Origin of the sequence: Enterobacter cloacae complex sp. 2021EL-01169 (assembly GCF_020733125.1) — a bacterium.
GTDB classification, from domain to species: Bacteria; Pseudomonadota; Gammaproteobacteria; order Enterobacterales; family Enterobacteriaceae; genus Enterobacter; species Enterobacter roggenkampii.
On the sequence record NZ_JAJFTC010000002.1, the window covers coordinates 90,243 to 116,586 of the forward strand.

At 59.0% G+C, this 26,344-nt stretch carries 26 protein-coding genes and 1 tRNA gene; 16 read left to right on the forward strand and 11 right to left on the reverse strand.

Annotated elements, in window-relative coordinates:
* The first annotated feature begins 146 nt into the window (after positions 1 to 146).
* Positions 147 to 234, forward strand: a tRNA-Ser gene (locus LLF79_RS06790).
* A 221-nt stretch (positions 235 to 455) separates the two neighbouring features.
* Here LLF79_RS06790 and phoH read toward each other — a convergent pair.
* From phoH to efeU, 4 genes are all read right to left on the reverse strand, one after another.
* Complete coding sequence (gene phoH, locus LLF79_RS06795) at positions 456 to 1,244, reverse strand: phosphate starvation-inducible protein PhoH (RefSeq protein ID WP_008503509.1); 789 nt, start codon at positions 1,242 to 1,244, stop codon at positions 456 to 458.
* A 500-nt stretch (positions 1,245 to 1,744) separates the two neighbouring features.
* Positions 1,745 to 3,028 carry an iron uptake transporter deferrochelatase/peroxidase subunit gene (gene efeB / locus LLF79_RS06800; protein ID WP_032651282.1) on the reverse strand — a complete coding sequence of 428 codons (1,284 nt, stop codon included), beginning with the start codon at positions 3,026 to 3,028 and terminating at the stop codon, positions 1,745 to 1,747.
* Between the two features lie 5 nt (positions 3,029 to 3,033).
* Positions 3,034 to 4,161, reverse strand: a complete 1,128-nt coding sequence (efeO, locus tag LLF79_RS06805) for an iron uptake system protein EfeO (protein ID WP_008503507.1) — start codon at positions 4,159 to 4,161, stop codon at positions 3,034 to 3,036.
* Positions 4,162 to 4,201: 40 nt separating this feature from the next.
* On the reverse strand, positions 4,202 to 5,035 hold the full coding sequence (efeU, locus tag LLF79_RS06810; RefSeq protein WP_008503506.1) for an iron uptake transporter permease EfeU: 834 nt from the start codon (positions 5,033 to 5,035) through the stop codon (positions 4,202 to 4,204).
* A 251-nt stretch (positions 5,036 to 5,286) separates the two neighbouring features.
* Between efeU and LLF79_RS06815 the strand changes: the two genes are divergently transcribed.
* On the forward strand, positions 5,287 to 6,471 hold the full coding sequence (locus LLF79_RS06815) for a NupC/NupG family nucleoside CNT transporter (protein ID WP_021240801.1): 1,185 nt from the start codon (positions 5,287 to 5,289) through the stop codon (positions 6,469 to 6,471).
* Between the two features lie 70 nt (positions 6,472 to 6,541).
* Here LLF79_RS06815 and LLF79_RS06820 read toward each other — a convergent pair whose 3' ends face one another.
* Both LLF79_RS06820 and putP read right to left on the reverse strand, forming a co-directional pair.
* Positions 6,542 to 6,961 carry a DUF3574 domain-containing protein gene (locus LLF79_RS06820; protein WP_032651277.1) on the reverse strand — a complete coding sequence of 140 codons (420 nt, stop codon included), beginning with the start codon at positions 6,959 to 6,961 and terminating at the stop codon, positions 6,542 to 6,544.
* 116 nt (positions 6,962 to 7,077) lie between these two features.
* The gene (gene putP / locus LLF79_RS06825) at positions 7,078 to 8,586 is read right to left on the reverse strand and encodes a sodium/proline symporter PutP (protein ID WP_008499815.1); all 1,509 of its coding nucleotides are present in this window, start codon (positions 8,584 to 8,586) and stop codon (positions 7,078 to 7,080) included.
* A gap of 423 nt (positions 8,587 to 9,009) precedes the next feature.
* On the opposite strand from putP, the gene putA reads away from it, so the two are divergent.
* Positions 9,010 to 12,972 (forward strand): trifunctional transcriptional regulator/proline dehydrogenase/L-glutamate gamma-semialdehyde dehydrogenase, encoded by a 3,963-nt coding sequence (putA, locus tag LLF79_RS06830; protein ID WP_227879294.1) that lies wholly within the window; start codon positions 9,010 to 9,012, stop codon positions 12,970 to 12,972.
* Positions 12,973 to 13,073: 101 nt separating this feature from the next.
* Complete coding sequence (locus LLF79_RS06835) at positions 13,074 to 13,469, forward strand: lysozyme inhibitor LprI family protein (RefSeq protein ID WP_021240804.1); 396 nt, start codon at positions 13,074 to 13,076, stop codon at positions 13,467 to 13,469.
* Here the strand turns inward: LLF79_RS06835 and rutR are convergent.
* Positions 13,466 to 14,104, reverse strand: a complete 639-nt coding sequence (gene rutR, locus LLF79_RS06840; RefSeq protein ID WP_039023902.1) for an HTH-type transcriptional regulator RutR — start codon at positions 14,102 to 14,104, stop codon at positions 13,466 to 13,468. The two genes, LLF79_RS06835 and rutR, sit on opposite strands and share 4 nt — an antisense overlap.
* A 245-nt stretch (positions 14,105 to 14,349) precedes the next feature.
* On the opposite strand from rutR, the gene rutA reads away from it, so the two are divergent.
* From rutA to rutG, 7 genes are read left to right on the forward strand one after another with little or no spacing between them, the layout of a single operon-like run.
* Entirely contained in the window at positions 14,350 to 15,441 is a 1,092-nt protein-coding gene (gene rutA / locus LLF79_RS06845) for a pyrimidine utilization protein A (protein WP_227879295.1), read from the forward strand.
* Entirely contained in the window at positions 15,441 to 16,130 is a 690-nt protein-coding gene (gene rutB / locus LLF79_RS06850) for a pyrimidine utilization protein B (protein ID WP_227879296.1), read from the forward strand. Before rutA ends, rutB begins: the two co-directional genes overlap by 1 nt.
* Positions 16,131 to 16,141: 11 nt before the next feature.
* Positions 16,142 to 16,528: a pyrimidine utilization protein C gene (gene rutC / locus LLF79_RS06855; RefSeq protein ID WP_008499822.1), complete on the forward strand. Its 387-nt coding sequence runs from the start codon at positions 16,142 to 16,144 to the stop codon at positions 16,526 to 16,528.
* A gap of 7 nt (positions 16,529 to 16,535) precedes the next feature.
* Entirely contained in the window at positions 16,536 to 17,336 is an 801-nt protein-coding gene (gene rutD / locus LLF79_RS06860) for a pyrimidine utilization protein D (RefSeq protein ID WP_021240807.1), read from the forward strand.
* 9 nt (positions 17,337 to 17,345) lie between these two features.
* Positions 17,346 to 17,936 (forward strand): malonic semialdehyde reductase, encoded by a 591-nt coding sequence (locus LLF79_RS06865; protein WP_126287632.1) that lies wholly within the window; start codon positions 17,346 to 17,348, stop codon positions 17,934 to 17,936.
* A 9-nt stretch (positions 17,937 to 17,945) separates the two neighbouring features.
* On the forward strand, positions 17,946 to 18,440 hold the full coding sequence (gene rutF / locus LLF79_RS06870) for an NADH-dependent FMN reductase RutF (protein ID WP_023292823.1): 495 nt from the start codon (positions 17,946 to 17,948) through the stop codon (positions 18,438 to 18,440).
* Between the two features lie 21 nt (positions 18,441 to 18,461).
* Positions 18,462 to 19,784, forward strand: a complete 1,323-nt coding sequence (gene rutG, locus LLF79_RS06875; RefSeq protein WP_044596837.1) for a pyrimidine utilization transport protein G — start codon at positions 18,462 to 18,464, stop codon at positions 19,782 to 19,784.
* Positions 19,785 to 19,894: 110 nt separating this feature from the next.
* Here rutG and LLF79_RS06880 read toward each other — a convergent pair whose 3' ends face one another.
* Positions 19,895 to 20,815 (reverse strand): DMT family transporter, encoded by a 921-nt coding sequence (locus LLF79_RS06880; protein ID WP_023327076.1) that lies wholly within the window; start codon positions 20,813 to 20,815, stop codon positions 19,895 to 19,897.
* Positions 20,816 to 20,933: 118 nt separating this feature from the next.
* Positions 20,934 to 21,104, reverse strand: a complete 171-nt coding sequence (locus LLF79_RS06885) for a general stress protein (RefSeq protein ID WP_013097201.1) — start codon at positions 21,102 to 21,104, stop codon at positions 20,934 to 20,936.
* 391 nt (positions 21,105 to 21,495) lie between these two features.
* Between LLF79_RS06885 and wrbA the strand changes: the two genes are divergently transcribed.
* Both wrbA and LLF79_RS06895 read left to right on the forward strand, forming a co-directional pair.
* On the forward strand, positions 21,496 to 22,092 hold the full coding sequence (wrbA, locus tag LLF79_RS06890; RefSeq protein ID WP_008499831.1) for an NAD(P)H:quinone oxidoreductase: 597 nt from the start codon (positions 21,496 to 21,498) through the stop codon (positions 22,090 to 22,092).
* Positions 22,093 to 22,112: 20 nt separating this feature from the next.
* Positions 22,113 to 22,340 (forward strand): YccJ family protein, encoded by a 228-nt coding sequence (locus LLF79_RS06895; protein ID WP_008499832.1) that lies wholly within the window; start codon positions 22,113 to 22,115, stop codon positions 22,338 to 22,340.
* Positions 22,341 to 22,375: 35 nt separating this feature from the next.
* Here LLF79_RS06895 and agp read toward each other — a convergent pair whose 3' ends face one another.
* Positions 22,376 to 23,617, reverse strand: coding sequence for a bifunctional glucose-1-phosphatase/inositol phosphatase (gene agp / locus LLF79_RS06900; protein ID WP_126305746.1), 1,242 nt, complete (start codon positions 23,615 to 23,617; stop codon positions 22,376 to 22,378).
* Between the two features lie 151 nt (positions 23,618 to 23,768).
* Between agp and LLF79_RS06905 the strand changes: the two genes are divergently transcribed.
* Both LLF79_RS06905 and LLF79_RS06910 read left to right on the forward strand, forming a co-directional pair.
* Positions 23,769 to 24,212 (forward strand): helix-turn-helix domain-containing protein, encoded by a 444-nt coding sequence (locus LLF79_RS06905; RefSeq protein ID WP_008499834.1) that lies wholly within the window; start codon positions 23,769 to 23,771, stop codon positions 24,210 to 24,212.
* 125 nt (positions 24,213 to 24,337) lie between these two features.
* Positions 24,338 to 25,132, forward strand: a complete 795-nt coding sequence (locus tag LLF79_RS06910; protein WP_023343730.1) for an SDR family oxidoreductase — start codon at positions 24,338 to 24,340, stop codon at positions 25,130 to 25,132.
* 1 nt (position 25,133) lies between these two features.
* Here LLF79_RS06910 and LLF79_RS06915 read toward each other — a convergent pair whose 3' ends face one another.
* Entirely contained in the window at positions 25,134 to 25,493 is a 360-nt protein-coding gene (locus LLF79_RS06915; protein ID WP_008499836.1) for a helix-turn-helix domain-containing protein, read from the reverse strand.
* 101 nt (positions 25,494 to 25,594) lie between these two features.
* Between LLF79_RS06915 and LLF79_RS06920 the strand changes: the two genes are divergently transcribed.
* The gene (locus LLF79_RS06920; protein WP_227879297.1) at positions 25,595 to 26,344 is read left to right on the forward strand and encodes an SDR family oxidoreductase; all 750 of its coding nucleotides are present in this window, start codon (positions 25,595 to 25,597) and stop codon (positions 26,342 to 26,344) included.

Genomic DNA, 26,344 nt, shown 5'->3' on the forward strand with positions numbered 1-26,344 from the left:
CCCCTGCTCCGCGGCGTAAAAACCGTGGAGCTGATTATTGCTTAACCGAACAGGCACTAAAGCTGAAAATCTGCTTGACCGTGTCAGCGCAACTCCCTATAGTAGCGCCCCGTTGCCCCCCACGCGGTCAGGCAGCAAAACAATATGGTGAGGTGTCCGAGTGGCTGAAGGAGCACGCCTGGAAAGTGTGTATACGGCAACGTATCGGGGGTTCGAATCCCCCCCTCACCGCCATATTCGAGATGAGAGCTCGTACGAAAGTACGGGCTTTTTTCTTTTATATTCTCCGAAAGGGGGGATTCGAACCTTGAAACTCCCTGCGCTCTTTATGCCTGTTGGCGCTGCGCTTACCCGGCCTACGGGTATTGTAGGTCGGGTAAGCGCAGCGCCACCCGAAAACATGCCTGCACATAAAACAAAGCCCGGTTTCCCGGGCCTTGAACGCAACTGCACACTCAGTAATACGCTTGCAGCGTGCGCTGGCAGAGCGCCGAGCGCACGCAGTCATCTTTGGTGAAGCGTACCACCCCAATCATCTCATCTTCCTCAAAACGTGACATGGCGTCGCTCAGTCCGGATTTTACGCCGGACGGCAGGTCACACTGGGTAATATCGCCGTTAACGATAACCGTCACGTTCTCCCCGAGGCGCGTTAAAAACATCTTCATTTGCGCAGCGGTCACGTTCTGAGCCTCGTCAAGAATGACGACCGCATTTTCAAATGTACGTCCGCGCATATAGGCGAACGGCGCGATTTCCACCTTGCCAATCTCTGGCCGCAGGCAGTACTGCATGAAGGATGCACCCAGCCGCTTCACCAGCACGTCATAGACGGGCCTGAAGTACGGGGCAAACTTCTCCGAAATGTCACCGGGCAAGAAGCCGAGATCTTCATCAGCCTGCAGTACCGGACGGGTAACAATGATTCTTTCCACGTCCTTATGGATCAGCGCTTCCGCCGCTTTGGCTGCACTGATCCAGGTTTTCCCGCATCCGGCTTCACCGGTTGCAAAGATGAGCTGTTTACTCTCGATAGCATTCAGGTAGTGCGCCTGAGCCTCATTACGCGCAACAATTGGAGAATTATCACGGCTGTCACGGGCCATGCCAATTGCCTCTACGCCACTCATCTGCACAAGCGAGGTGACCGATTCTTCTTCACGCTGTTTATGGCTACGTGAATCCCGTCTCAGCACACGTTTTGCTTCGCGACGAGCTTTGATCACTGCTTTTTGTCTTCCCATGGATAGCACCTTGAGTTGTTGGTATTCATCACACGCGCCAGCGTCGGCACGATTATGCGCACGAACATCAGAGGGTTGGCTTCCTTGTAAGCCATTGCTTGCACTATCGGATGACGATACGGAACAGCTACGCGCACCGTTCTGCACGTCGGTCGAATCAGATTCTTGAGGGAGGGGGGAAAATTTAGTGGTGAGGAAATCGCTGCCGGAGTCTGAGCCTCCGCGCCGGGTGCTGCGGTTGTTATGTTTACCTTGTCCAGTACAGGACGCAACCATTCGCGATCTCCATAGTGATTCAGCATCACTGCCGGGAACTACCGCTGTCTTATCTTAAGTACATCAGGAGTTATCATAAATGCAACATTTATTTTACCTGAATGCAACTTTTAGGACTGTCCCTACAGTTGAAATCAGTCTCATATAGAAATATTACAGAAATATAACAGCAGGATAGTCATATGAAAAAATAATGTCCCCGCGAACGGTTGCGGGGACAATTATCAGGCTTCAATAAGACCCTGCGCGAGATACGCGTTGCTGTCGCGCACGCCTGGCAGGGCAAAGAAATAGCCGCCGCCGATAGGTTTAATGTACTCTTCCAGCGCTTCGCCGTTTAAGCGCTTCTGTACCGTCAGGAACCCCTTCTCGAGATCGTGCTGATAGCAGACGAACAGCAGCCCCATATCGAGCTGACCGGAATTGGTCACGCCGAGCGAATAGCTGTATCCCCGACGCATCATCAGACTGGACTGCGTCTCTTTGGTACGCGGATTGGCCAGACGAATATGGCTGTCCAGCGCAATCACGTCGCCATTCGGATCGCGGGCGTAGTCAGGCACATCATGCTCGTTCTTCATGCCGAGCGGCGCCCCGCTTTGCTTATCGCGACCGAAGATCGTCTGCTGCTCTTTGAGCGGCGTGCGGTCCCAGAACTCCACGTGGAACTGAATAATGCGCACCGCCTGATAGCTACCGCCCACCGCCCATGCCGGTTCGCCCTGATCGGCAGTGACCCACACCACCTCCTTCATGAGCGCACTATCATGGCTGTCCGGGTTGGCCGTGCCGTCCTTGAAGCCCAGCAGGTTCACCGGTGTCTCTTTCCCTTTGCTGCGGGCGGCGTGGTCAGAGATAAACCCTTCCCGCTTCCAGCGCACGCTCAGCAGATCCGGCGTGTGCTTAATGATGTCGCGCAGGGCGTGGATTACCGTGTCCTGCGTATTGGCGCAAATCTGCAGAAGCAGATCGCCGTGGCAGAGGGCGGCGTCCAGGGAATCATTCGGGAAGCGCGTCATTTTTTGCAACGCCTTCGGCTTCTGTTTTGCCAGCCCGTAGCGCGCGTCAAACAGCGATTCACCCAGCGAAACGGTAATGGTCAGGTTATCCGGGGCGATGAAAGGCCCCAGAATGCCGGAGTCCATTGGCGGCAGACGCGGGTTCGGCGTATCGGGCGCCGGTCCACCGGCGGTCAGAAACGCGATGCGCGTCGTCAGCAGGCGGAACAGGCGTTCCAGATCGGCTTTATCGCTGGCCAGCGAATCAAAGGCCACCAGCATCATCGACGCCTGCTGCGGCGTCAGAATGCCCGCCTGATGCTCGCCATAAAACGGCTGCGTCTCCATGCGGGCGTTGGGTGACAGCGTGCCGGGCGCGCTTTGCGGTTTCGCCGCGTGCGCCACCGGACACCCGCCAGCCAGAGCAAGCGCGCCTCCCAGCGCCCCTACCCCTTTTAACAGCCGACGACGTGAGGGCTCTGCCACGTCGCTCTCGTTGTGCTTATCCATCGTGCTTAGTCCAGACCCAGTACGCCACGCAGCAGGGAGAGATCTTCCGCCAGGGCGGTAATCGGGCCTTTCAGCGCGTTACGGTCGGCATCGGTCAGCTTGTCGTAGGTTTCAAAGCCGTCTTTGGTACGGTACTTCGCCAGAATGGTGTCGACCTTTTTGAAGTTGGCGTCCACCTTGGCCAGCAGTTCGCCGTTCTCTTTCTGCAGCTGAGGACGCAGCAGGTTAACAATTTTCTGCGCGCCGTCGACGTTAGCCTGGAAGTCCCACAGATCGGTATGGCTGTAGCGATCCTCTTCACCGCTGATTTTGCTCGCGGCCACTTCTTCAATCAGACCGGCCGCGCCGCCCACCACTTTAGACGGCGGGAAGGCCAGCTCGCTGATGCGCTTTTGCAGCTCCAGCACGTCGCTGTTCAGCTGCTCAGCGTATTTCTCCATCCCTTTGGTGGTGTTGTCGCCAAACAGGGCTTTCTCCAGACGGTGGAAACCGGTGAATTTCGGATCGGCGGCCTTCTGCTCGAAATCATCTTCACGGGCATCGATGCTGCCATCAAGGTCAGAGAACAGCTCGGCGATCGGCTCGATGCGCTCGTAGTGCTGACGGGTTGGCGCATAGAGGGATTTCGCTTTTTCGATATCCCCGGCCTTCACCGCATCGGTAAAGGCTTTGGTTGCCGTCGCCAGCTCCGCCGTCTCTTTCGTGACATAGGCTTTATAAGCCGTAATCGCGTCGCCCAGGCTCAGCACCGCCGCGCCTTTCGCCGCATCGGCCGTCACTTCACCTTTGACGATCAGCTTCCCTTTCGGGTTGGTCAGCAGGCCGCAGGTCATCTCATACTCGCCCGGCTGCAGGTTGGCGGTCATCTTCTGGCTGAAGCCAGGGGCGATGTTTTCGCGCTCCTCCACCACCAGAACCCCTTTCAGGATCTCCCACTCCAGCGCCTTCTGGCTGTGGTTCTGAATAATAAACTGGGTTTTACCGCTGTTCACCGTGAGGGTCATCGGCTCACACTGCTTGTCGTTGACGGTGACCTTTACCTGTGGAACATCCGCGCCCCAGGCGGAGAATGCAGAAGCGAACAGCGCGGCAATGCCTGCGCATAACGCACTACGACGGAACTGAATTGCCATGACTCTTCCCTTTAAAAGTATGTTGTCACTAAATCAAAGATTACGGCGCAACGCGCGACGCCTGCGTGCCGGTACGCGGCGGCATGGCGAACAGCACCAACGCCGGAACCAGATAAATAAAGTACATCGCCACCTCGCTGACGCTCGGCGTTTCCTGATAGCCGAAGATACCTTCGAGCAGGGTGCCGGTCAGAGAGTGCGTGGAGAGAACGTTGCTGAGGTCAAACGCCACGTCCTGGAAATGGTTCCACAGGCCCGCTTCATGGAAGGCGCGAATCGCCCCAGCCGCCAGACCCGCCGCCACCAGCAGAATAAACAGGCTGGTCCACTTGAAGAAGGCGCCCAGGTTCAGGCGGATACCGCCCCAGTACAGCAGGAAACCGAGCACCACGGCCGTGGCGAGGCCCAGCACGGCCCCCAGCGGAGGCCAGATCCCCACATCCTGCTGAAACGCCGCCAGCAGGAAGAAAACAGACTCCAGCCCTTCACGCGCGACGGCGAAAAAGACCATCATAATGAGCGCCCAGCCGTGGTTGTTCCCCTTCTGCAGCGCGTTATCCACCGCCTGCTCCAGCTGCACCTTCACGTTACGCGAGACTTTACGCATCCAGAACACCATCCAGGTGAGGATCACCACCGCAATCACGGCGACGATACCTTCAAACAGCTCCTGCTCTTTCTGCGGGAACTCGCCGGTAGTTTCGTTAATGAGAATGCCCAGGCCCAGGCAGAGCGCCGCGGCAAGGAATACCCCGACCCACATGACGCCAATCCAGCGCCCGCGCTGGGTTCGCTTCAGATAACTGGCGATGAGGCTCACGATAAGGGCGGCTTCGAGCCCTTCACGTAACATAATGAGAAATGGAACAAACATGCCGACACCTTAAATGTTTATCGCGGTCAACTGATGCAAAGAAAGGTAAATTCTTGTGATAGTGATTATCATTACGACGGAAAGAAAAACAAGCGAAATGTGCGGTGTTTTGATGACGAGTTGTAAACGCAAAGCCTGATAATAGTGACGTACGTAACGTTCAGGTTTATAAGTTATAACGAAAATGCCCATTTACGCTGATTCAGGGCTGTGGCTAAATATCCGCCTCACAACCTAACTGAAAATAAACCATGTTTAAAATTGTCCATTTCCTGCTGGCGCTGGTGATTATTCTTGCGCTCGCCTGGCTTACGAGTTTTGACCGCCGGAAAATTCGGGTTCGTTTTGTTTTACAGCTGATTGTTATTGAAATTGCGCTGGCGTTCTTTTTCCTGCACGCCGAAAGCGGGTTATTCCTGATTAAATACGTCTCGGGATTTTTTGAGTCACTGCTCAAATTTGCTGGCGAAGGCACCAATTTCGTCTTTGGCGGTATGGGAGAAAAAGGGCTGGCGTTCATTTTCCTCGGCGTGCTTTGTCCGATTATTTTTATTTCCGCACTGATCGGTATTCTTCAGCACTGGCGGATCCTGCCAATTTTTATTCGGGTAATCGGTACGCTGCTGTCAAAACTGAACGGTATGGGCAAGCTGGAATCCTTTAACGCGGTGAGCTCGCTGATCCTCGGCCAGTCGGAAAACTTCATTGCCTACAAAGGCGTGCTGGGCGATCTCTCCTCGCGTCGTCTGTTCACCATGGCGGCCACGGCCATGTCGACGGTCTCACTGTCGATTGTCGGGGCGTATATGACCATGCTCGACGCCAAATATGTCGTCGCGGCGCTGATTCTCAACATGTTCAGCACCTTCATTATCCTCTCGGTCATCAACCCGGCGCGCCCGGAAGCGGAACCGGATGTTAAGCTCGAAAAACTGCATGAATCCCAGAGCTTCTTCGAGATGCTCGGCGAGTATATTCTGGCCGGTTTTAAGGTGGCGATGATTATTCTGGCGATGCTGATTGGCTTTATCGCGCTTATTAGCGCCGTTAATGCCCTCTTCTCCAGCGTATTTGGCATGAGCTTCCAGCAGATCCTGGGCTATGTATTTTATCCCCTGGCGTGGCTGGTAGGGATTCCGCTGAGCGACGCCTTAAACGCGGGCAGCATTATGGCGACCAAGCTGGTGGCGAATGAATTTGTGGCGATGATTGAGCTGCAGAAAATAGCCCACCAGATGTCCCCGCGCGGGCTGGGGATTTTATCCGTCTTCCTCGTCTCGTTCGCGAACTTTGCCTCCATCGGCATCGTGGCCGGGGCGATTAAGGGCCTGAACGAGCAGCAGGGTAACGTGGTATCGCGTTTCGGGCTGCGTCTGGTGTACGGCGCGACGCTGGTGAGTTTGCTGTCGGCGAGCTTTGCGGGGTTGGTGCTCTGATGCAATGCCGGGTGGCGCGCAGCGATCCCGGCCTACAAAACAACAACGGCGGGAATTCCCGCCGTTTTCATTAAAACTGCACGCACACCGGCTGATCGACACGCATCACCGACTCCTGCGCGAAGCGAGACTTATAAATCCCGCGTAACGCTTCGATGTTCTTCTCGCTCTGCGCATCTTTACCGTGGATCAGCATTAGCGCCTTGCTCGGCTCGCGCGCCACTTTTCCGTCGTTCCCCAGCCACTGCCCGCGGGCATCAAACACCGTTAAGCCATCGCGAAAGCGCGGCGTCACGTCCTGGTCAACAAACTGCTGCCACTCGTTGCTGGTAATCTGCGCCCCGGCAGGACGGTTTAAGCCGAAATAGAGCGTGGTTTGCTGCATCTGGCTATCCGCTTTGCAGGTCTCCACCGCCGCGTGTTGCGATGGCGCGCTGCAGCCCGCCAGCATCAATAATGCCGCCGCCATTAACCCTGTTTTGATTGTCATGCTTCGCTATCCTCATTGTTATAAGCACAGGGATATCACAGGAAAAGACGGATTTTGGCAAGAAAAAAGCCGGGTGCGCTTGCGCTTACCCGGCCAACGGTTTTCCGTGGGAAAAATTATTCCGGCTGCAGCTTAGACGGCGGCGCGGAGTGGTAATGCGCGTCGGCTTCCGCAAAGCGTTTCTGCATGGAGGCAGACGGTGCTTTACCCAGCAGGCTGAAGACCACGATACCGATGCTGCCGAAGATGAAGCCAGGAATGATTTCGTACAGGCCCAGCCAGGCGAACTGTTTCCAGACGATAACGGTCACCGCACCGATAATCATCCCCGCCAGCGCGCCGTTACGGGTCATACGGGACCACATGACGGAGAACAGGACGACCGGACCAAACGCCGCACCGAAGCCCGCCCACGCGTAGCTCACGAGACCCAGCACGCGGTTTTCCGGGTTGGCCGCCAGCGCAATCGCCACCAGCGCCACCAGCAGCACCATAAAGCGCCCTACCCACACCAGCTCTTTCTGGCTCGCGTTTTTACGCAGGAAGGCCTTATAGAGGTCTTCGGTGATTGCACTGGAGCAGACCAGCAGCTGACAGCTCAGGGTGGACATCACCGCCGCCAGGATCGCAGAGAGCAGAATACCGGCAATCCACGGGTTAAACAGAATCTGCGCCAGCTCGATAAATACGCGTTCGGCGTTCTGGTTCACCGCGCCCGCCTGCGCCGGGTTGTTATTAAAGTAGGCGATACCGAAGAAACCGACCGCACACGCGCCCGCCAGACACAAAATCATCCACGTCATGCTGATGCGACGCGCATGAACGATGGTGTGATGAGAATCAGCCGCCATAAAGCGCGCCAGAATGTGCGGCTGACCGAAGTAGCCCAGACCCCAGCCCATCAGGGAGACGATGGCGACAAAGTTCAGCCCTTTCAGCATGTCGACGTTTTCAATGCTCTTCTGCTTGATCACTTCCAGCGATTCGCCAAAGCCGCCAACGGTGAAAATCACAATCACCGGGGTCAGGATCAGGGCAAAGATCATCAGGCTCGCCTGCACGGTGTCGGTCCAGCTTACCGCCAGGAACCCGCCCACGAAGGTATAGAGGATGGTCGCCGCCGCACCGGCCCACAGGGCGGTTTCGTAGCTCATGCCGAAGGTGCTTTCGAACAGGCGCGCGCCCGCCACGATGCCGGAGGCACAGTAGATGGTAAAGAACAGCAGGATAACCACGGCAGAGATAATGCGCAGAATGCGGCTGTTATCTTCAAAGCGTCCGGTGAAGTAATCCGGCAGCGTCAGGGCATTATTGTTAGCCTCGGTATGCACGCGCAGACGGCCCGCCACCAGCTTCCAGTTGATCCACGCGCCCACGGTCAGACCGATGGCGATCCAGCTTTCCGAGATACCGGAGATAAAAATCGCACCCGGCAGACCCATCAGCAGCCATCCGCTCATGTCCGATGCGCCCGCGGAGAGTGCGGTCACCATCGGGCCTAAACTGCGTCCGCCCAGAATGTAGTCGTCAAAGTTTTTCGTGGAACGCCACGCCAAAAACCCTATCAGGATCATGCCAAAAATATAAACGAGAAATGTCACCAGCATCGGTGTGCTAATTGCCATTCAAATTCTCCAAAAGTGTCGAGCGACAACCATCCGGGTTGCCTTGTTATATGATCACCGGAACGAGGTGACGGTATCTTGTGTTTCGGTTGGGCGCGCTATCCTGCCGTATGCGCCCTCCGCTGACAAACGATTTAACACTGCATTTACATCAATTTCATCCCCGGTTTGATACGAGTTTCCTATAGGTTGCACTCGCTCACGCTTTTACGGGTTGCACCTTTGAAAAGTGTTAACTCCCGCATAAAACCAGGCTTTCCGCGACAAAGCCAGCACGTTTTTCCAGCTAACCATTCGTTAACAATCCATTCATTTTCTGGGTTGCAAACCAGGTCACATTTAACACGGTTGCACAAAGTTGCAACATGGTGGATATTTCACGCTAACGACCAAACACGATGAAAGCACAACAGGAGCTTTGGCATGGGTATGACCACCATGGGGGTTAAGCTGGATGACGCGACCCGCGAACGGATTAAGACCGCAGCAACCCGCATTGATCGCACGCCGCACTGGTTAATTAAGCAGGCGATTTTTAACTATCTCGAAAGACTCGAGAGCGACGAGGGCCTGCCGGAGCTGCCTGCCCTGCTCGCCGGTGCCGCCAATGAAAGCGAAGACGCGCCAGCCGCTGGCGATGAAAGCCATCAGCCGTTCCTCGAATTCGCCGAGCAGATCCTCCCGCAGTCCGTCAGCCGTGCCGCCATCACCGGTGCGTACCGTCGCGCCGAAACCGACGCCGTACCGATGCTGCTGGAGCAGGCCCGTCTGCCGGAAGCTATTGCCGCACAGGCGCACAGCCTGGCGTACCAGCTGGCTGACAAACTGCGTAACCAGAAAACCGCCACCGGCCGCGCCGGGATGGTTCAGGGTCTGCTGCAGGAGTTTTCCCTCTCCTCACAGGAAGGCGTGGCGCTGATGTGCCTGGCGGAAGCGCTGCTGCGTATTCCGGATAAAGCCACCCGCGACGCGCTGATCCGAGACAAGATCAGCAACGGCAACTGGCATTCGCACATTGGCCGCAGCCCGTCGCTGTTCGTTAACGCGGCGACCTGGGGCCTGCTGTTCACCGGCAAACTGGTCTCGACCCATAACGAAGCCAACCTCTCCCGCTCCCTGAACCGCATCATCGGCAAGAGCGGCGAGCCGCTGATCCGCAAGGGCGTGGACATGGCGATGCGCCTGATGGGCGAGCAGTTCGTCACCGGGGAAACCATTGCCGAAGCGCTGGCGAACGCCCGTAAGCTGGAAGATAAAGGTTTCCGCTATTCCTACGACATGCTGGGCGAAGCGGCGCTGACCGCCGCCGACGCGCAGGCCTACATGGTTTCTTACCAGCAGGCGATCCACGCCATCGGTAAAGCGTCCAACGGTCGCGGTATTTATGAAGGCCCGGGCATCTCCATTAAGCTCTCCGCTCTGCACCCGCGCTACAGCCGCGCGCAGTACGATCGGGTAATGGAAGAGCTCTACCCGCGCCTGAAGTCCCTGACCCTGCTGGCGCGCCAGTATGATATCGGCATCAACATCGACGCCGAAGAGTCCGACCGTCTGGAGATCTCCCTCGATCTGCTGGAAAAACTGTGCTTCGAACCGGAGCTGGCGGGCTGGAACGGCATTGGCTTCGTGATCCAGGCCTACCAGAAGCGCTGCCCGTTCGTCATTGATTACCTGATTGACCTGGCCAGCCGCAGCCGCCGTCGCCTGATGATCCGCCTGGTGAAAGGGGCCTACTGGGACAGCGAAATCAAACGCGCCCAGATGGAAGGGCTGGAAGGCTATCCGGTCTACACCCGCAAGGTCTACACCGACGTCTCTTACCTCGCCTGCGCGAAAAAGCTGCTCAGCGTGCCGAACCTGATCTATCCGCAGTTCGCCACCCACAACGCCCACACCCTTGCGGCCATTTACAGCCTGGCCGGGCAGAACTACTACCCGGGCCAGTACGAATTCCAGTGCCTGCACGGCATGGGTGAACCGCTGTACGAGCAGGTGACCGGTAAAGTGGCGGACGGCAAGCTTAACCGCCCGTGCCGTATCTATGCCCCGGTAGGCACCCACGAAACCCTGCTGGCCTACCTGGTGCGTCGTCTGCTGGAGAACGGGGCGAACACCTCCTTCGTTAACCGCATCGCTGACACCACGCTGCCGCTCGACGAGCTGGTCGCCGATCCGGTGCAGGCCGTTGAGAAGATGGCGGCGCAGGAAGGCCAGATTGGTCTGCCGCATCCGAAGATTGCCCTGCCGCGCGAGCTGTACGGCAAAGGCCGCGTCAACTCGGCGGGGCTGGATCTCGCCAACGAACACCGTCTGGCATCCCTCTCCTCTGCCCTACTCAACAGCGCGCTGCAGAAGTGGCAGGCGAAACCGATGCTGGAGCAGCCCGTTGCTGACGGCGACATGCAGCCGGTCATCAACCCGGCGGAGCCAAAAGATATCGTCGGCTACGTGCGTGAAGCCACCGAAGCGGAGGTGGATCAGGCGCTGGACAGCGCGGTGAATAACGCCCCTATCTGGTTCGCCACCCCGCCGCAGGAGCGTGCCGCCATTCTGGAACGCGCGGCGGTGCTGATGGAAGATCAGATGCAGTCGCTCATCGGCATTCTGGTGCGCGAAGCGGGTAAAACCTTCAGCAACGCCATCGCCGAAGTGCGCGAGGCGGTCGACTTCCTGCACTACTACGCCGGTCAGGTGCGCGATGATTTCGACAACGAAACCCACCGTCCGCTCGGCCCGGTCGTCTGTATCAGCCCGTGGAACTTCCCGCTGGCGATCTTCACCGGCCAGATTGCCGCCGCCCTGGCCGCAGGCAACAGCGTGCTGGCAAAACCGGCGGAGCAGACCCCGCTGATTGCCGCACAGGGCATCAACATTCTTCTGGAGGCAGGCGTACCGGCGGGCGTGGTCCAGCTGCTGCCGGGCCGCGGTGAAACCGTGGGCGCCAAACTGACCTCCGATAACCGCGTGCGCGGCGTGATGTTTACCGGTTCGACCGAAGTGGCCTCGCTGCTGCAGCGCAATATTGCCACCCGTCTGGATGCGCAGGGTCGTCCTACGCCGCTCATTGCGGAAACCGGCGGCATGAACGCCATGATCGTCGACTCCTCTGCCCTCACCGAGCAGGTGGTAGTTGACGTTCTGGCCTCCGCCTTCGACAGCGCCGGTCAGCGCTGCTCCGCCCTGCGCGTGCTGTGCCTGCAGGATGACGTGGCGGACCACACCCTGAAAATGCTGCGCGGCGCGATGGCCGAATGCCGCATGGGCAACCCGGGCCGTCTCACCACCGACATCGGGCCGGTGATCGATGCGGAAGCCAAAGCCAATATTGAAAACCACATTCAGGCCATGCGCGCGAAAGGCCGTCCGGTGTTCCAGGCGGTGCGAGACAACAGCGAAGACGCCCGCGAGTGGCGTTCCGGCACCTTTGTGCCGCCTACGCTTATTGAGCTGGCGAGCTTCGACGAGCTGAAAAAAGAGGTCTTCGGTCCGGTACTGCACGTGGTGCGCTACAACCGTAACAACCTCAACGAGCTGGTTGAGCAGATCAACGCCTCCGGCTATGGCCTGACGCTCGGCGTGCATACCCGTATCGACGAGACCATCGCGCAGGTGACCGGCAGCGCCAAAGTAGGCAACCTATACGTCAACCGCAACATGGTTGGCGCGGTCGTGGGCGTGCAGCCGTTCGGCGGTGAAGGCCTCTCCGGCACCGGTCCGAAAGCGGGCGGTCCGCTCTACCTGTACCGTCTGCTGGCGAACCGTCCTGAGAACGCGCTGGGCGTTACCCTGGCGCGTCAGGATGCGGAGTATCCGGTGGATGCGCAGCTGAAAACCGTGCTGACCCAGCCGCTGGACGCGCTGATTAAGTGGGCTGATAATCGTCCAGAGCTGCGTGCGATTGCGCAGCAGTACGGCGAGCTGGCACAGGCCGGTACGCAGCGTCTGCTGCCGGGGCCGACCGGCGAGCGCAATACCTGGACGCTGATGCCGCGCGAGCGCGTTCTGTGCGTGGCGGATAACGAGCAGGACGCGCTGGTACAGCTGGCCGCCGCGATGGCCACCGGGTGTGAAGTGCTGTGGCCGGACGATGCGCTGCATCGCGACCTGGCCAAACAGCTGCCGAAAGCGGTCTCGGCCCGCATTCACTTCGCGAAAGCCGATGCGCTCCTGACGCAGCCGTTCGATGCCGTCATTTACCACGGTGATTCTGACCAGCTGTGCGAGCTGTGCGAGCAGGTTGCGGCCCGCAGCGGGGCGATTGTTTCGGTGCAGGGCTTCGCGCGCGGCGAAACCAACCTGCTGCTGGAACGCCTGTACGTGGAGCGTTCCCTCAGCGTCAACACCGCGGCAGCGGGCGGTAACGCCAGCCTGATGACCATCGGTTAATCGTGTAAACTTTCCCCGGTGGCGCTACGCTTACCGGGGCTACAAAACAACCGTAGGCCGGATAAGCGCAGCGCATCCGGCTTTTTTACACGGAGGGGATGATGAAAAGAGTATTTCTCGCAGGCGCAGCGCTGCTGCTGAGCGCCAGCGCGCTGGCCGACGAGTGCGACAAAGCGACCACCCAGCTTGAGCTGAATACCTGTAGCGCGCAGCAGTACCAGGCTGCCGACAAAAAGCTCAACCAGACCTATCAGGCCGCCGTCAAGCGTGCGGAAGCCCCTCAGCGCGAGCTGCTGAAAAAGGCGCAGCAGGCCTGGATTGCCCTGCGCGACGCGGACTGTGCGTTTATCGGTTCGGGGACGGAAGGCGGCAGCGTTCAGCCGATGATCGTGAATCAGTGCCTGGCGGAGAAAACCGTGGAGCGCGAGGCGTTTCTGGCCTCGCTGATGCAGTGTGAAGAGGGCGACTTAAGCTGCCCTCTCCCACCAGGGAACTAGCGCAAGCGGATCCCTTCGATAATCATCCGCTGCACGTTCTCCAGGGTGCTGTGGAAAAACGCTTCGTCCTGGAGCGTTTTACCGGTCACCGCCTCGACCTGGGCCGCAAAGTCAGCGTAATGCTGGGTGGAGGCCCAAATCATAAAGATCAGATGATGCGGATCGACAGGGGCCAGCTTTCCGCTGGCCACCCATCCGGCAATAATGGCCGACTTATCGTCCACCAGCTGTTTTAAATCTCCGGTCAGCTCCGCCTGCAACAGCGGCGCCCCCTGCAGCATCTCAAGACAAAACAGCCGTGATGCCTGCGGGTAATCGCGCGACACCTCCAGCTTCAGGCGTATGTACTCTTTGATCGCCACCAGCGGGGCCAGCTCCTCGCGGAACGCTTTCAGCGGCGCCAGCCAGATATCGAGGATCTGCTGCATCACCGCGACATAGAGCGCCTCTTTCGACGGGTAATAGTAGAGCAGATTGGTTTTGGATACCCCGGACTGCTCCGCCACCTGCTCCAGGCGCGTGCCGTGAATGCCAAACTGCGAAAAGGTCTCCAGGGCCGCGCTGAGGATCGCCTGCTTCTTGGCGCTCACCGCCTGCGAACGTTTACCTGGTATTTTCACTGCGCCTTGTGTCATTCCCGCTCTCCTTATTCTGCGTTGCCCTCAGCATAGCAAAACCCCCGTCTCGCCACGACATCCTGCACCCCGATCGCGCATGAATGCCTGTTTTCTGTGCAATGTTTTTGACCAGTTAGTCCACATTTAATCACATCAAACCACCAACCTCTGATTAACACATTAATAACACTGCCATTTTCAAAACTGGCACTGCCTTTGCAAAAACACCGTTACACCTGCGACGTAATGAAGAGAGGTTCGTGATGAAAATTGGCGTATTTGTACCCATCGGCAACAACGGCTGGCTTATCTCGACCACTGCACCGCAATACATGCCGACCTTTGAGCTGAATAAAGCCATCGTGCAGAAAGCGGAGCACTACCATTTCGACTTTGCGCTTTCGATGATCAAGCTGCGCGGCTTCGGCGGCAAAACCGAATTCTGGGATCACAACCTGGAGTCCTTCACCCTGATGGCCGGGCTGGCCGCGGTCACCTCGCGGATCCAGATCTACGCCACCGCAGCCACCCTCACCCTGCCCCCGGCGATCGTGGCACGCATGGCCTCCACCATCGACTCCATCTCCGGCGGACGCTTTGGCGTCAACCTGGTGACCGGCTGGCAAAAACCGGAGTACGAGCAGATGGGTCTCTGGCCGGGCGACGATTACTTCTCTCGCCGCTACGACTACCTGACCGAGTACGTGCAGGTCCTGCGCGACCTGTGGGGTACCGGCAAAAGCGATTTCAAGGGCGACTTCTTCACCATGAACGACTGTCGCGTCAGCCCGCAGCCCTCGGTGCCGATGAAGGTGATTTGCGCCGGGCAGAGCGACGCCGGGATGGAATTCTCGGCGAAATACGCCGACTTCAACTTCTGCTTCGGTAAAGGGGTTAACACGCCTGCCGCCTTCGCCCCGACCGCCGCGCGCATGAAAGAGGCCGCCGACAAAACCGGGCGCGACGTGGGCTCCTACGTGCTGTTTATGGTCATTGCCGACGAAACCGACGACGCCGCGCGCGCAAAATGGGAGCGCTATAAGGACGGCGCCGACGAGAAAGCCCTGAGCTGGCTCACCGAGCAGAGCCAGAAGGACACCCGCTCCGGGGCGGATACCAACGTTCGTCAGATGGCCGACCCGACCTCCGCCGTCAATATCAACATGGGCACGCTGGTCGGCTCGTACGCCAGCGTTGCCAGAATGCTCGATGAAGTGGCGGCCGTTCCCGGTGCGGAAGGCGTCCTGCTGACCTTCGATGACTTCCTCACCGGCGTGGAGACCTTCGGCGAGCGCATCCAGCCGCTGATGCAGTGCCGCGCCCACATCCCTGCCGTCACGAAGGAGGTAGCGTAATGACAACCCTTAACGCACGCCCGGAAGCCATCACCTTTGCGCCGCAGCAGAGCGCGCTGATCGTGGTGGACATGCAAAACGCCTACGCCAGCCAGGGCGGTTATCTGGATCTGGCGGGGTTCGACGTCTCCACCACCCGGCCTGTGATCGCGAACATCAAAACCGCCGTCGCCGCCGCGCGCGCCGCGGGCATGCTTATCATATGGTTCCAGAACGGCTGGGATGACCAGTACGTTGAGGCCGGTGGCCCCGGCTCGCCCAACTTCCACAAGTCGAACGCCCTGAAAACCATGCGTAAACGGCCCGAACTGCAGGGCAAGCTGCTGGCGAAAGGCGGCTGGGACTATCAGCTGGTGGATGAGCTGGTCCCGCAGGCGGACGATATCGTCCTGCCGAAACCGCGCTACAGCGGCTTTTTCAACACGCCGCTCGACAGCCTGCTGCGCAGCCGGGGCATTCGCCATCTGGTCTTCACCGGCATTGCCACCAACGTCTGCGTGGAGTCGACCCTGCGCGACGGCTTTTTCCTCGAGTATTTCGGCGTGGTGCTGGAAGACGCGACCCATCAGGCCGGGCCGGATTTCGCCCAGAAGGCGGCCCTGTTCAATATCGAAACCTTTTTTGGCTGGGTCAGTAACGTTGCGGAGTTCTGCGACGCCCTGACTCCTCCGCTCGCCCGTATCGCCTGAGGAGACACACGATGCCAAAATCCGTAATCATCCCGCCGGGCACCAGCACGCCCATCGCCCCGTTTGTTCCCGGCACCCTTGCCGACGGCGTGGTGTATGTCTCCGGCACGCTGCCGTTTGATAAAGACAACAACGTGGTGTTTATCAACGACCCAAAGGCGCAAACCCGCCACGTGCTGGAGACGATCAAAACCGTGATCGAAACGGCGGGTGGCACGATGGAAGACGTGACCTTCAACAGCATCTTTATTACCGACTGGAAAAACTACGCCGCGATTAACGAAATCTACGCGGAGTTCTTCCCCGGCGATAAGCCGGCCCGATTCTGCATTCAGTGCGGGCTGGTGAAGCCGGACGCGCTGGTTGAGATCGCCACCGTTGCGCACATCGCGAAGTGAGGCAGGCATGAAACTCTCCGTCTCACCGCCCCCGTATGAGGGTGCGCCCGTGGTGGTCCTTATTGCCGGTCTCGGCGGCAGCGGCAGCTACTGGCTGCCCCAGCTGGCCGCGCTGGAACCCGAGTATCAGGTGGTGTGTTATGACCAGCGCGGAACGGGCAATAACCCCGACGCCCTGCCGGAAGGATACAGCCTGGCACAGATGGCGGACGAACTGGCCCAGGCGCTGGCTGAGGCCGGGATTGCCCGCTACAGCGTCGTCGGCCATGCGCTGGGGGCACTGGTCGGCCTGCAGCTGGCCCTCGACCGCCCCGACGCCCTCACCGCGCTGGTGTGCGTCAACGGCTGGTTGACCCTCAGCGCGCATACCCGCCGCTGCTTTCAGATCCGCGAGCGCCTGCTGCATTACGGCGGCCCACAGGCGTGGGTTGAGGCGCAGCCGCTGTTTCTCTACCCGGCAGACTGGATGGCCGCTCGCGCCCCCCGTCTGGAGGCCGAAGAAGCGCTGGCGCTGGCCCATTTCCAGGGCAAAGCCAACCTGCTGCACCGGCTCAGCGCCCTGAAAAAGGCCGACTTCAGCCGCCACGCCGCACGCATCCGCTGCCCGGTACAGATCATTTGTTCCGCCGACGACATGCTGGTGCCCTCTGTCTGCTCGTCTGAGCTGCAGGCGGCCATCCCGCACAGCCACAGCGCGGTGATGCGTCAGGGCGGCCATGCCTGCAACGTCACCGAGCCGGACACCTTCAACACCCTGCTGCTGAACGGGCTGGCCAGCCTGCTGCACAGTCATGAACACGCTTTATAAGGAGCCTTAATGAGCGAAGCCATTACCCCCGCCGCGCTGGAAACCCTGTTCACCGGCGCCCGCACCCATAACGGCTGGCAGGATATTGCCGTCACCGACGAGACGCTGCACGAAATCTACGACCTGATGAAATGGGGGCCAACCTCGGCCAACTGCTCCCCGGCACGGATTGTGTTTGTGCGAAGCGCGGAGGGAAAAGAGAAGCTGCGCCCGGCGCTCTCCAGCGGCAACCTGGAGAAAACGCTCACCGCCCCGGTTACGGCGATCGTGGCCTGGGACAGTGAATTCTACGAGCGCCTGCCTGAACTGTTCCCGCACGGCGATGCCAGAAGCTGGTTTACCGCAAGCCCCGCGCTGGCGGAAGAGACGGCTTTTCGCAACAGCTCGCTGCAGGCCGCGTACATGATTTTCGCCTGTCGCGCGCTGGGGCTGGACACCGGCCCGATGTCGGGCTTTGACCGCCAAAAGGTCGACGAGGCCTTTTTCACCGGCACGACGCTTAAAAGCAATCTGCTGATCAACATTGGCTACGGCGACCCGGGCAAACTTTACGGGCGCCTGCCGCGCCTGACCTTCGACGATGCCTGCGGGCTGGCGTAAGGAGCGATCATGACGACACCGGATAAGCAAACCTTTCGCGACGCCATGGCCTGCGTTGGCGCAGCGGTGAACATCATCACCACCGACGGCCCGGCGGGGCTGGCAGGCTTCACCGCCAGCGCGGTGTGCAGCGTTACGGATTCACCACCCACCCTGCTGGTGTGCCTGAACCGCGGCGCGTCCGTCTGGCCGACGTTCAGCGAAAACCGCACCCTTTGCGTGAATACCCTCAGCGCCGGACAGGAGCCGCTCTCAAACCTGTTTGGCGGCAAAACGCCCATGGAAGAACGCTTCGCCGCCGCCCGCTGGCAGACGGGCGACACCGGATGTCCGCGTCTGGAGGATGCGCTGGCCTCGTTTGACTGCCGCATCAGCCAGGTGGTGAGCGTCGGCACCCATGACATTTTGTTCTGCGACATCGTTTCGATTATTCGCCACCCGGCGCCGCAAGGGCTGGTGTGGTTTGACCGCGGCTACCACGCGCTAATGCGACCCGCCTGTTAAGGCGCTCTAAGGAGACAGACCATGTTCGGATTTCCCCACTGGCAGTTGAAATCGACCTCCACAGAAGCTGGCGTGGTCGCGCCGGATGAACGCCTCCCGCTCGGGCAGACGATGGTGATGGGCGTCCAGCACGCGGTCGCCATGTTTGGCGCCACGGTGCTAATGCCGATGCTGATGGGACTCGATCCCAACCTCTCGATTCTGATGTCGGGTATCGGCACCCTGCTGTTCTTTTTTGTCACCGGCGGGCGCGTGCCCAGCTATCTGGGATCCAGCGCCGCCTTTGTCGGCGTGGTGATCGCCACCACCGGGTTTAACGGCCAGGGAATCAACCCCAACCTGAGCGTGGCCCTCGGCGGCATCATCGCCTGCGGTCTGGTGTATACCCTGATCGGTCTGGTGGTGATGAAGATCGGCACGCGCTGGATCGAACGCATGATGCCCCCCGTCGTCACTGGCGCGGTAGTAATGGCGATCGGTCTGAACCTTGCGCCGATTGCGGTGAAAAGCGTCTCCGGCTCGCCCTTTGAAAGCTGGATGGCCGTCGTGACCGTGCTGTGCATCGGTCTGGTGGCGGTCTTTACGCGGGGCATGATCCAGCGGCTGCTGATCCTGGTCGGGTTGATTGTCGCCTGTCTGGTATATGCCCTGCTGGCAAACGTTTTTGGTCTCGGCAAGCCGGTTGATTTTACGCTGCTGCATCAGGCCGCCTGGTTCGGCCTGCCGCAAATCACCTCGCCCACCTTTAACACCCAGGCGATGATGCTTATCGCCCCCGTCGCCGTTATCCTGGTGGCGGAAAACCTGGGTCACCTGAAGGCGGTCGCGGGAATGACCGGACGCAGCATGGACCCGTACATGGGCCGCGCGTTCGTCGGCGACGGGCTGGCGACCATGCTCTCCGGTTCCGTGGGCGGCAGCGGCGTTACCACCTATGCCGAGAATATCGGCGTGATGGCGGTGACTAAAGTCTACTCGACGCTGGTCTTCGTGGCGGCGGCAGTGATGGCGATGCTGCTCGGCTTCTCGCCGAAATTCGGCGCGCTGATCCATACCATTCCGTCACCGGTCATCGGCGGGGCATCAATCGTGGTGTTTGGGCTGATCGCCGTGGCCGGGGCGCGCATCTGGGTGCAGCATCGCGTCGACCTTAGTCAGAACGGCAACCTGATTATGGTGGCGGTCACGCTGGTGCTGGGCGCGGGCGATTTTGCCCTGACGCTGGGCGGGTTTACGATCGGCGGGATTGGCACGGCGACCTTCGGCGCGATCCTGCTTAACGCCCTGCTGAGCCGCCGGAAAAGGGATGTGGCACAAGGGGAAGCCATCACCCCGTCCACCTGATATGTGTTTCACTTTCTTGCCGGGTGACGCTACGCTTACCCGGCCTACAGTTGGAATGTAGGCCCGCGCAAGCGTAGCGCCGCCGGGCGAAACGGGCAGCGTACGCGTTGTTAGCTATCTGCACCTTGTTCAGCACCTACCCCGGCAATCGCCTTACGTCGTTTTTTTAACTTCAACTCGCTCACCAGCACCCCGGCGACAATAAACGCCGCGCCCACCAGGGCCAGCAGCGGCAGACGTTCCCCGGCGAGTCGCCCGAAAATGCCCGCCCAGACCGGCTCGCCGGTGTAGATGACCGTTGCCCGCGTTGGCGATACGCTGCGCTGCGCCCAGTTCATGGTGACCTGGATAATGGCGCTGAAAATCCCCAGCCCCAGCGCCACCACGACCAGGCCCGTGGACATCGGCGGCACGGACTCTCCTGCCGGCACCATGGTCGCAAAGGCCACCAGCGACGCGGTCGCGAGCTGCACCACCGTCACCCGTTTGACGTCGACCTTGCCCGCCCACGCGCTGATCAGAATAATTTCCGCCGCAATGGCAATCGCCCCAATCAGGGTAATGATCTCGCCCGGCCCCAGCGCCAGAAGATTGTTTTCCGGCCCGGCCAGTAAGATCAGACCGATAAACGCCAGCACGATGCCAATACAGGACATCAGACCCGGCAGCCGCCCCAGGCACAGCCATTGCAGTAGCGGCACCAGCGGCACATACATGGCAGTGATAAACGCGGATTTGCTGCTGGAGATGGTCTGCAATCCCCACGTCTGCAGGCTGTAGCCCATGGCTATCGCCACCCCAATCGCCACGCCCGCCTTAAGCTCTTTCAGCGTCAGACCCCGCAGCGTTTTAAGGGATATTAGCCCCACGGCTAACGCCGCCGTCGCAAAGCGAAGGCCGACAAAGAAGAACGGATCGCTGAGGGTCACCGCGTACTGAACGGCCAGAAACGTCCCGCCCCAAAACATGGTGATGAGAATGAGGATGGCTTCCTGTGGTTTTACGGAGAATTTAAAGCGTGAGACAGACATGCGGCACCAGCAAATGAGAACAATTCTGTAGTGTGCGTTGCCTTTGGTTACAGTTCAATGTTGCAGAAATAAAAAAACCGCCGGGGGAAACCCGGCGGCAGGGAGTCAACCCGGCGAATTACTTATTACCGCCATGGCTGTTTTTCCCCCCTTTCTTGCCAGCCTCAGATGCGCGCTGAGGGTCATTTTTAAAATTCCCCCCGCTATGCTGGCCACCTTTACGGCCTGCTTCTGATGCTCTTTCACGGTCTTCTGCGAAATTACCTGAACCACCACGATGGTTTGCCATCTCTAACCTCCAGAGTGTGAAACATTAGACATCATATTGCATTCAGTAAAAGAGGATTCTTTCACCTCGCGGCTCAAGGACAACGCCTTTATCTGTGCCGCGTGAAACTAAGCTTAGTGGAATGAGGTTATCCGGCAAGCCGAAGGTAATATCCTGCAACATGATCTCAGTCTTTCGGGTGAGATGACGCGGCGGTAATTCATAAGCCTTTCTTATCATTTTAAAAATCCGCACCGGGAAAGTTGTATCATTTTGCTACAAAGCCATTTTTCTCCTCATGTTGTTATAAATCAAATAAATGGCGTTCATTTTTGCAGTCTGGCTGTGATGACATATCTTTAAAAGAGCGCAGCGATCCGCTGTCAGAGAAACCAACGAGGAGTGAAGCAAAATGGCAAAAGTTCTGGTGCTCTATTATTCCATGTATGGACACATTGAAACCATGGCTCACGCGGTAGCAGAAGGTGCAAACAGGGTTGACGGCGTTGAGGTTGTGGTGAAACGCGTACCGGAAACCATGCAGGCGGAAGCCTTCGCGAAAGCCGGGGGAAAAACACAAAACGCCCCGGTCGCCACCCCGCAGGAGCTGGCGGATTATGATGCCATTATCTTCGGCACCCCAACCCGCTTCGGCAATATGTCAGGCCAGATGCGCACCTTCCTCGATCAAACCGGCGGACTTTGGGCATCCGGGGCGCTCTACGGCAAACTCGCCAGCGTATTCAGCTCTACCGGCACCGGCGGCGGCCAGGAGCAGACGATTACCTCAACCTGGACTACCCTTGCTCATCACGGGATGGTGATTGTGCCAATTGGCTACGGCGCGCAGGAGCTGTTTGATATTTCCCAGGTGCGCGGCGGTACGCCGTACGGTGCAACCACCATTGCCGGTGGGGATGGTTCACGCCAGCCAAGCAATGAAGAACTGTCTATCGCCCGCTATCAGGGTGAATACGTCGCGGGTCTGGCCAAAAAACTCAACGGCTAACACCCAACAGGAGGACAAGCATGCCAACTCAAGAATCCAAAGCTCACCACGTGGGCGAATGGGCAAGTTTACGCAACACCTCTCCGGAGATTGCCGAAGCTATCTTTGAAGTCGCGAAATACGATGAAAAGCTGGCCGAGCAGATTTGGGAAGAAGGCAACGATGAAGTGCTGGTGCGCGCCTTCGAAAAAACGGACAAAGACTCGCTCTTCTGGGGTGAGCAAACCATCGAACGTAAAAACGTTTAAGCGTTTCCCCCCGCCATTACGCGGGGGGTTCTCCTTTACTTCGCCGCGTTATTCATCACCGCATTGAATTTATCGACAGGACAGAAGCCGTTCGCATCCACCGGGCAGCCCTTCAGCTCCAGCGTCACGCGCTGCGCCGGAGACTGCAGCGACAGCACGCTGGCGTTGCGCAGCTGCTCTGAGCTCTGATAGACATACTCAATTTTCATCAGCTCCTGGTTGGCATTTTTGTCATGCCAGCGCTGGAAGACAATCTTGCCGCCAATCGGGGTGCGCTCCTGCTGGTCGTGCAGCTGGTACGGTTTGAAATCGAGGGCGGTGAGCAGGGAAGCAATGTTCGAATCATGCCCCACCAGCAGGGTGATCTTTGGCGCTTTCGCCTGCTCGGTGACCAGCGTTTTATCGATATACTTCACCAGCGGTTTCGCCACGTTTTGCGCCACCTCGGTAGAGGTAAACAGCGAGTCCTGATAGCCGTTTTTCAGTTTCGACAGCACGCGCCACTGCTGGTCGGTTTTGATTTCGCCCCAGGCGACCTGGTCGGCCGGGAAGCCTTCGTAATACTGCAGCGTGAACGCGTCCACCAGCGAGTTGCCCACCTTCAGCGGCCCGGAAACGCCGGGCTCTTTTTCATAGTCGGCGCTGAAGGTATCTTTCGCGTCCGCCAGCGAGCAGACTTTTTTCTCTTTGCAGGACGGCGAGTCGGCGTAGTGGGTCATCTGCTCCAGCAGCTTGTAGCTTTCACCAAGCTGCATTTTCTGCCGCTCGGACTCCATCGCCTTGAGCGCTTTTTCGCGGAATTCCGGCGAGTTATCGGTAATCACCGGATTGAATGTCGGGTCCATGGTGCCCATTTTTTCCTGATGGTGCACGGGCACATCGCAGCCCGGGAACGCGCCGGTAATGAAGAACTGCGCGGTGGCGACGGTGCGCTGCAGGCTGTTGGCGTAAGCATAAACGCTATCCGCCGGTGGACATTCTCCCGTCTTCACCATCCCCTGCTGCGCAAGCCACTCGCGCATGTAGTGCCCCATATACACCTCCAGCACGCCACCTTTGGTGGTGAGCTGGCCGCCCGGCACTTCCCACTCCGGCCACTGCTTCGGCGTGGACTGCTCCAGCACGCTGCCGTTATTGGCCAGCGGCGCGCGCAGGTTGTGACGGCTCATGATTAAAACTTGCTCCAGCTGATACCCTTCCGGCGTCTCTTGCGCCTGTACGCCAAACGTTGCTGAAATGGAACCGGCGACTGCCAGCGCGAGTAGTGCTTTTCTCATCCCTATTCCTCACTCGTTTTAAAATGTCGCGTTCAGTGTGACAGGTTCGTCACAATTTTCCGGGAAGCATTTCTCAAACTGATGATTAACGTGCTTACGGAGTGTGCCAATTAGTTTTATAATAAAACCACACCCCACCGGAGAATTCGCTGTGAAACGTACCCGCCTTGAAGAGAGCACCTGCCCCGTCGCCCGTTCGCTGGATATCATCGGCGACTGGTGGTCGCTGCTGATCGTTCGAGACGCGCTTCGCGGTATTAAACGCTTCGGCGAGTTTCAGAAAAGCCTCGGTATCGCGAAAAACATGCTGACCACGCGGCTCAAGCTGCTGGTGGACGAAGGCATCCTCCGGCTTCAGCCCGCCTCCGACGGCAGCGCCTGGCAGGAATACGTCCTGACCGACAAGGGACGCGCCCTGCAAACCGTGCTGGTTGCCTTGTCCCAGTGGGGCAATGAATTTTTGTTCGCGGAAAACGAATGCGGCACCGTTCTCGTCGATAGCGAACAGCGCAAACCGCTGCGAAAACTGATGCTTATCGCCGACGACGGGCGCGAACTGACGCCTGAAGAGATCGTGGCCAAACTCCCCTCCTGAGCTCACCCGCCAGGCAAAAGCAAAAAAATCTCGCCAATGTGGTTGCATTATAAAACCAAATGGCAGAGAGTCAATTCAGTTTCATATTGAAACCAAATAACCCACTTTGCCTGAGGTAATGCATTATGACTACGCAAATCACCACCGCCCTGATCACGGGTGCCTCTTCCGGGATCGGTGCCGTCTATGCCGATCGCCTTGCCGCGCGCGGTGCCAACCTGGTCCTGGTCGCCCGCCGCGAGGATCGCCTGAAAACCCTCGCCGCCGACCTGCGCGCGCGCTACGGCGTGGCCGTCGATATTCTGGTGGCCGATCTCACCGATGAAGCCGGGATCCGCGCGGTGGAAGAGGAACTGCGCAGCAATACCGCCATTGATACGCTGGTTAACAACGCGGGCACCGCGCAGATGGCGCCGTTCCTCGCGGGCGAGGTGGCGCAGCATCAGGCCATCAATACCCTGAACACCACGGCGCTGATGCGGCTGACCTACGCCATTCTCCCGCGACTGGCGCGGAACAATCGCGGCACGCTGATCAATATCGCCTCGGTGTTATCGCTCCATGTCCGTGCGGGCAGCGCGCTCTACAGCGCCACCAAGGCCTGGGTACTGAGCTTTACCCGCGGACTGCAGGAAGAATTTGCCGACAGCAGCGTGCGCATTCAGGCCGTGCTGCCCGCCGCGACCGCGACGGAGATCTGGAGCCATTCTGGCGTCACGGTGGACGATCTGCCGGAAGGATCGGTGATGACCACCGACGATATGGTGGATGCGTCACTGGCGGGTCTGGATCAGGGCGAACCGATCACCATCCCGCCGATGCATGACGTCAGCCTGTGGGACCGCTACGAAGCGGCACGCCTCGAGCTGTTTAACAGCGCGCGCACCGGCATCCCGGCTCCGCGCTACGTAAAGCAGTAGCCTAACGCTCCAGCTGGTCGCCGTACTCGCTCATCCAGGCGGCCAGCGGCGAGAGCGCATCCTGCAGGGTTAACCCCAGCCCGGTAATCTGATACTCCACGCGCGGCGGGATCTCCGGGTAGACCGTCCGCGTCACCAGCCCGCGCTGTTCAAACAGGCGCAGCTGCTTCGTCAGCTCTTTCTGGGTAATGGGGGCAGCCGCCCGCAGCAGATCGCCGAAGCGGACAGGCGTGTTAATCACAATAAGACGATAAAGGATCGGGATTGCCCATTTGCCGGAAATCAGATTTACAAACTGCGTCATCGGGCAGGTATAGGCCTCAGATTTTTTTTCACAGCACTCACCCAGCATTTCTGCCATAGCACACCTCTTGCCTCTTTAGTATCCATTTGGTACCTGGTTTCCTTTCGATACTAACGTTTCTATAGTGCTTTCTCCAGTGACATTTTCAGGAGAAAAACATGGGTCGTTTAAACGATAAGTATACGTTGATTACCGGCGGCACCAGCGGCATCGGTCTTGCCACCGCGCAGGCGTTTATCGCCGAAGGGGCGCGCGTCGCCGTGACCGGACGCAACCCGGACACCCTCGCCGAAGCTGAGCGCATTCTGGGCGATAAGGCCTGGGTGATCCCGACCGATGCAGGCGATATCGCCTCGCAAAAAGCGCTGGCGGAAACCCTCGCCGCCCGCTGGCCGCGCCTGGACGCGGTGTTTCTCAACGCCGGCGACGTGACGCACGCGCCGCTGGAAGCCTGGCAGGAAGAGGCCTGGGACCGTCTGATGAACATCAACCTGAAGGGGCCGTTCTTTTTAATCCAGGCGCTGCTGCCGCTGCTGAATAACCCGTCCTCGATAATCCTCTGCGGCTCCGTGAGCGCGCGCATCGGCCTGCCCACCAGCAGCGTGTATGCCGCGAGCAAGGCCGCCCTGCTGTCGCTGGCGCGCACGCTGTCGGCAGAGCTGCTGCCGCGCGGGATCCGCGACAACGGCCTGAGCCCCGGTCCGGTGGAAACCCCGGCCTTTACGAAAACGGGCTTAAGCGAAGAGGCGCTTAACGCAATGATGGCGGAGATCATCAAGCTGGTGCCGCTGGGCAGAATGGGCTCGACGACGGAGCTGGCAAAAGCCGCGCTCTATCTCGCCTCCGACGAGTCGAGCTACACGGTAGGAACAGAACTGCTGGTGGACGGCGGAATGGGGAGCCTGTAA